The organism is Deltaproteobacteria bacterium (assembly GCA_016930875.1).
Classification (GTDB): Bacteria; Desulfobacterota; Desulfobacteria; order Desulfobacterales.
Genome location: JAFGFW010000175.1, coordinates 1 through 6,120, shown reverse-complemented (window position 1 = coordinate 6,120; position 6,120 = coordinate 1). Strand labels below are relative to the sequence as shown.

Below are 6,120 nucleotides of genomic sequence, written 5' to 3'. Positions count from 1 at the left end.
TGGAACCAATTCAGGATTTTGGTGTGGCAATACAAAACATCGGTTCTCAAAGATATCGATTTGTACCGACGGGCGGGAGTGGGCGGATTTCACATTGATCGTGGCAAAGGCAAGCATAAGCTCGTCGAATTTTCCATGAAGGAACGGTTTCCCTACTATGTAGACCATGTCGCAGACAAGGGCCTACTCTATCTACAGAGAAATGATGTCAAAGCAGTCACCGGAAAACGCGGTCTGGCAACCCGTCCACACAGTTTGGCCGATCCTCAAACTATCTCACAAATCAAAAAACATATCGTGCGCAACATTGGCACCACCAAGAACGGTTTTGTTTTGGCCTATGCTTTTGATGACGAGATCTCCCTTGGGCGTTTAAGGAAAACCACGGGGGTCGCGTCTACACTCTTTACAAAAAGAGAGATGAGGCCAAGATAATTGTAGGGAAAGCCCTTCAGGCACAGCATAAGAAATTTGAGGGGGGTGGGCCCCTCGGGGTCACATCTTTATTTGTCATTTAAAAGTTTCCTGGCGGCTGGATGGGGAATCCCCCATCATTTGCGGCCCGGCACAGATCTTACCCATTTCACCTCAAAGCACTTTTGGGTAATTTTTGGATAAAGATAAATTGGCCGCAGACACACGTAGACCGGTGCAGACAGATTATCTCACACAGCGATGCAGAGAGCTCGGAGATAAAAATGTTTTTTGTCTTGCTGTTGACCCCGGTTAAATATGCTATCGCCCCGGTTGAATAGGTCTGACGTTTAACAGGACAAGCATTTAACGGGAGAACAGCAAGACAAAAGCTTCGCTGCCCTTTGGGCAAATTGGATTAATTGTGTCGGGATAGCTATTCAGGAGATAGTCGTTAAGCCCAGCGCTTTAAAATCTTGATCAAAAGACAGGGCCGGCATGTTCTTGAGTTCCCCGGTAATAAGGACACGCGAGAGGGCATCCACAAAAGAAATCTTTCTGTCTTTGCCAAAAAGATTGAATAAGGCAATGGCCTGATGGTGTTGGCTTTCCGTGGAATGAAAAATTCTATAAAGATCAATTGATTGATTGAAAGTCAGCGCCTCAGTGTAACCATATTGATAGAGAAGAACAGTCATGGCCTCGGAGATAATGAACCAACATGTATGGATTGTGATTCGGTTTTCCTTGATCTGTTTGAAGAGTTCTAAGGCACGCTTGTGTTTTGTGTCCTTCTTTGAAAACAGGGCGATAAAGAAACTGGCATCGCAGTAGACTGCGTTGAAGCCTTTTAGCGTTTGCATTATTTCTTCCCGTACAAGATAGACTTATACTTCTGAGCTACTGCCCGCAATCTTCCTTTTGGTTCCGGCAGGCTACTAATAGAGTTCAAAATTCTATCATAACGATCCATTTCTCCTATTAACTCAATGCGGGCATAAGCCTTACCTCTCTTGTTAATTTGCAAGGCTTCACCAGGCTTTAACAGCTTGTCCAGATGGGTCAGCTTGGATCGAGCCTCACTGACCTTCATTTTTGATAACGGGTTTTCCATGGCAACACCCCCTAAGTTGTACAAAGATGCATTAAAATGCCATATTCTGTACAGATTGTCAAGGAGAAAATTGTGGGGGACCTGTCGAGGCTGGCCGCAAAACATAGGGGGAAAGGTGGGACTTTGGGGTAGGACCATGTAAAACTTGGGTCATCCTTGACTATATTGACTTAGCTGCGCTGCCGAATCTTTCTCAGTCACGAACATCTGCGGCCATCTTCAAATATCACTTTCCTGCCAGTAATCTGTGTCTCAAACTCCGTGATTCGTCAGACCTGCCAGTTCCATCTCAAACCAGCTTTGCTTAACTTTGGCTTTGCATCTGGCGTGATCTACGTGTAGGGAAATACCTTCACACTCAACATAGAGAAAGCTTAAGAAGAGTCAGTGTATTTGGTGCCTTGTACATGCGTAGGTCCAATAAAAGAGATATGGAGGAGATACCCTCCGAATATAAATCTAAAATCTACAACTAGCTAGGTCCATCTTTTCAAATTCCTCTTTGCCTTTATGTAGTAATATACCTTCATAATATAAGGTCTGTTCCACGGTCTTGTCGAAAACGAGAAGCATTCCGGAAGGCCATCTCCTGCAACTGTGGATTACTGATAAAGAATGGTGTAGCCGCGAGGATTACGAAAAGAAGGTGGTTCCTCGGGTTCGAAGATATCTCAAAGACAAAGATCCGTTCAGGTTTATTCGCTGTCTTGTAATTATGTATGGTCTTCCCCTTAAAGTGGTGTCACCGGAGATGAATGCAGAGGAGAGAGGGGAGGTTGAGAAGATAGAGAAGCGGCGAGAGAATTTGAATAGGGACTTAAAGGATATAAAGGACGGTGAAGAGGAGCGATCAAAAAAGGTTAAGAGGGAAATAGAAAGTATCAAGAAGCGCATTTCTGTTTTGAAAAAAAGTGATCAGGGAGCTTCGCTTGATTCTGAGATCGCTCTGGTTCTGGAGAAAAACTATTCTCTATCCCGGTGGGTCCCCAACCGCTATTTCCTTGGCTATCGAGGTAAAAGGATTGAAAATGTGCCGCGTAATGTATTGATGGTTTCTCGCCTGGACGGCCCGTCTGACAAGATTATAAGAAAAATTATTGACGACAGTATTGCAGCAGAAAAATCGGGACTCAAAGGCACAGCCTATTTTGACGCAAGATGGCCTGCTCCAAGCAATAAGAAGGTTTCCGGCGGTGCTCTTTATGACAAGTCAATCCACCTTGCCGCAAATCGTGTCAAAAAAAGCAATGTTATGCCCGTAGTCATTGATGATCGAAAAGAACTTTTCAAGCCGGGTGAATGCCCTGAAGCCGGCTTATATTCTGGGTGGTACAGCTATGCTCGTTATGTGGACGCTTTTACATGGCAACCCGGTTCAGTCGGATTTCACATAGCAAGTGCGGAGTGCAAGACTTTGAAGAGGGGAAAAAGCCAAGTCTGGTGCAAGATGATGCTGGAAAAAGGAATAGCGGCCACACTCGGGCCTGTTGGTGAACCGTATGTGCAAGCCTTTCCTGTCCCGGAGATGTTTTTCGGGCTGTTGATTCAAGGGAAGTTGACATTGGCCGAATGCTATGCCTTGTCTAATCCGTTCTTGTCGTGGAAAATGGTCTTGATCGGAGATCCCCTTTACTCCCCCTTCAAGAATAGCCGACCAAAACTCAAAAAAGATGCCGCAGGCTCAAGCCCTTCCCCTTAAGGCACATGGCGCGAGAAACTTGCTTCGCTCGACGCAGAATTGACATGTCAAAAAGCCGTACGTTGAAACATTGTCTGCTCATCCTACTTGGCTTGGGAATAGTTTTGGCAGGGTCTCTTTTCGCCTTTGCAGAGATCCAAAGGGTCGGTCCCCTACGTAAGGTGCATGCCATCACAACAAGACCTGAGTGGAACCAATTCAGGATTTTGGTGTGGCAATACAAAACCTCAGTTCTCAAAGACATCGGTTTGTACCAGCGAGCGGGATTGGGCGGATTTCACATTGATCGCGGCGCAGGCAAGGATAAGATAGTCGAATTTTCCATGAAGGAACGATTTCCCTACTATGTGGATCACGCCGCAGACAAGGGCTTTCTTTATTTGAAGAGCAGCGATGTCAAAGCAGTCACCGGAAAATGTGGTCTCGTAACCCGCCCACACAGCTTGGCCGACCCAAAGACTATCTCACAAATCAAACAACATATCGCGCGCAACATTGGCACCACCAAGAACGGTTTTGTTTTGGCCTATGCCTTTGATGACGAGATCTCCCTCGGACGTTTGAGTACGCCCTGTGACGTTGATATTCATCCAAAATCCCTTTCGTGGTTTAGAAGATGGTTGAAACACAAATATGACACCATATCCAGGCTCAACGCTCAGTGGGAGACCCATTTCAAAAGGTTTGATGAGGTTATGCCCCAAAGCTTTGAAGAGGTCCGTATAAGGAACCATTCCCCTCCCCTTTCAAAGTGGAACCTCTCCCCTTGGATGGATTTCAGGCATTTTATGGATTTTCAGTTTGCAGCGGTCCTTGCAGAACTCACCCGCTACGCAAAAAGCATTGATTCTGGAGTTCCGGCAGGTTTTGTCGGTGGCCAGGGACCGGGACCCTGGGGAGGCTATGATTATGCGATGCTCAGTCGCGCCGTGCAGTGGATGGAGGCCTATGATATCAATGGCGCCAATGAGATCCTGAGATCATTCTGGAACCAAGATCGCAGGCCTCGGATGCAGACCTTCTTTTCAACCAAAAACCCGAAACTGGATTCCTGGTTTCTCTGGTATTATATGCTTCACGGTAATCAAGCTGTAATTGCATGGCCTGAGGGTTGGTTTCGATCCCAACAATACGACATTGCCCCCTTTATCATCGCCAATAGAGATACATTCAAAGAAATACAAGGCTCTGTTAGCGAGTCAATCGTAGATCCAGAGACGGTATTCGATCCAGACCCTATCGGCATCTATTACTCCCATCCCAGTATTCAAGCGGGTTGGGCCATGGACGCCATAACCCATGGAAGTACTTGGGTGAATCGCAAAGGCTCTATCGATGATGAGAACCAGACGAAAGGACTGCTTCGCAAGGTGTGGTGTAAGGTCTTAGAGGATCTTGGATTCCAATACGATTTTGTCAGCTACCTGGATATCCAGGAAGGAGCTGCAGATCTCTATGAGAGGTTCAAGGTGATCATTCTGCCCAAGACCATTTGCCTCTCGGATCGTGAGGCTCAGGCTCTGAGATGCTTTGTCAAGGACGGTGGAACCTTAATTGCCGACTATCTTTGCGGATTATTGGACGAGCATGGAAAGGGACGGCCGCAAGGGGCACTAGATGACCTGTTTGGGGTCACGAGGGATGAGGATGCTGGTTACATGAACGGGTTAGGGCTTACCGAAATCGATGCGGAAAACTATGAGCAGCCATTTCTGAAGCGTTTTACATATTACGAGGGCGCCTACCGGCATAAAGACATTATAGTCTTTGAACGAGGTACTAAGCACAGGGCTGCTGTGGACTGCATCGAGATACGAGACAGGTCAGGCTTCTTTCACCGTACTTCGGTACTGGTGAAGAATCGGACTGGTAAGGGAAGTGCCGTTTATCTCAACCTTTCACCCATAGAATACTGGGACCCTGGAAAACGGTTTTCTGCCCACGGCGATACATGGAGAAAAGTCGTATCCTCAGTCTTAAAGTCGGCCGGACTTGAGGCAAGGGTCAGGGTCTTGGAGCAAGGCAATCCCGTGAATATGATCGAATGTCTCCATTGGAAAAACAGTGACAAGCGCTACCTGGCCCTGGTGAAAAACCCAACAGGACATAAAGAGCTCAAAAGAGTGCCAAAAGGATCTCAGATACAGGGTATAGCCGGCGAGGAGATTGAAATCAGTTTAGAATTCAGAGAACAAATACTCAGATTGATTAACCTGAGAACAAAAAAGGATTTCGGCGCTGGTCAAGTGTTCCACGACAGATTCAAACCCTGGCAAGGGAACCTCTACGAAGTGGCCCATTGATCTTCCCTGTTTTCCCAAGAAAAGTTCGGGACCTTGATAGCCTTGAGTGACGTGATATATCAAGGCGTCTGAATCGACCTGGAATGCAACCATTCTTTATGATCTGGACATGGCCTATTGGAAAAACGATGAGAAGGATCGGACCGCAAAAGCGCTGACAGAAGCCCTTGGAATCGAAGGTCCCTTTCCGGAAAGGGAAGCAGCCAGTCGGTTGTCGGAGGAGATTAGAGGAGCCAGCTAACTGAGCAACCAGACCTGACGCATATGAGCTGCACACAAAAAGGCCACCCAGTTGGTGGCCTTTTTGTGTGACATGAGATCGAAAAAAACACTGGTTATTTCAACATCTTCTTCCTGCCCAAAGCGCCGAGCCCAATCAGGCCAGCGCCAAAAAGGAACATGGTGGCCGGTTCGGGAACGGGGGCAACTTTCCCAAAAACATTCACTGAAAGTTGATCGTCAAATACTCCGCCCATTGCAATGTGAAAAGAAACAACCTGCGCTGATGTGCGACAATTAAAAATACTGGCTAACGACAATTAGAATTCCCGGTTTTTGAGGGGTCTGTTAAAGCCATCTAAGCTTAAAAG

General features: G+C 46.8%; 6 protein-coding genes. 3 read left to right on the top strand and 3 right to left on the bottom strand.

Features of this window, described 5'->3' with window-relative positions; translation table 11 throughout:
• On the top strand, positions 1-435 hold a 435-nt coding region (locus tag JW883_15045; protein MBN1843582.1), incomplete at its 5' end, for a hypothetical protein.
• Positions 436-854: 419 nt separating this feature from the next.
• On the opposite strand, the gene JW883_15040 is transcribed toward JW883_15045, so the two are convergent.
• Together JW883_15040 and JW883_15035 are read right to left on the bottom strand one after the other, a co-directional pair.
• Positions 855-1,277 (bottom strand): type II toxin-antitoxin system VapC family toxin, encoded by a 423-nt coding sequence (locus tag JW883_15040; protein ID MBN1843581.1) that lies wholly within the window; start codon positions 1,275-1,277, stop codon positions 855-857.
• Positions 1,277-1,528, bottom strand: coding sequence for a hypothetical protein (locus JW883_15035; GenBank protein ID MBN1843580.1), 252 nt, complete (start codon positions 1,526-1,528; stop codon positions 1,277-1,279). Before JW883_15035 ends, JW883_15040 begins: the two co-directional genes overlap by 1 nt.
• Positions 1,529-2,081: 553 nt before the next feature.
• Between JW883_15035 and JW883_15030 the strand changes: the two genes are divergently transcribed.
• Together JW883_15030 and JW883_15025 are read left to right on the top strand one after the other, a co-directional pair.
• A complete protein-coding gene (locus JW883_15030; protein MBN1843579.1) occupies positions 2,082-3,227 on the top strand; it encodes a TIGR03790 family protein in 1,146 nt (381 codons plus the stop codon).
• A gap of 44 nt (positions 3,228-3,271) precedes the next feature.
• A complete protein-coding gene (locus JW883_15025) occupies positions 3,272-5,530 on the top strand; it encodes a beta-galactosidase trimerization domain-containing protein (GenBank protein ID MBN1843578.1) in 2,259 nt (752 codons plus the stop codon).
• Between the two features lie 335 nt (positions 5,531-5,865).
• On the opposite strand, the gene JW883_15020 is transcribed toward JW883_15025, so the two are convergent.
• Complete coding sequence (locus JW883_15020; GenBank protein ID MBN1843577.1) at positions 5,866-6,069, bottom strand: PEP-CTERM sorting domain-containing protein; 204 nt, start codon at positions 6,067-6,069, stop codon at positions 5,866-5,868.
• Positions 6,070-6,120: the final 51 nt, after the last annotated feature.

Coding starts and splice junctions, on each gene's coding strand:
- JW883_15040 (MBN1843581.1), bottom strand. CDS start 1,277: ATGCAAACGCTAAAAGGCTTCAACGCAGTCTACTGCGATGCCAGTTTC.
- JW883_15035 (MBN1843580.1), bottom strand. CDS start 1,528: ATGGAAAACCCGTTATCAAAAATGAAGGTCAGTGAGGCTCGATCCAAG.
- JW883_15025 (MBN1843578.1), top strand. CDS start 3,272: ATGTCAAAAAGCCGTACGTTGAAACATTGTCTGCTCATCCTACTTGGC.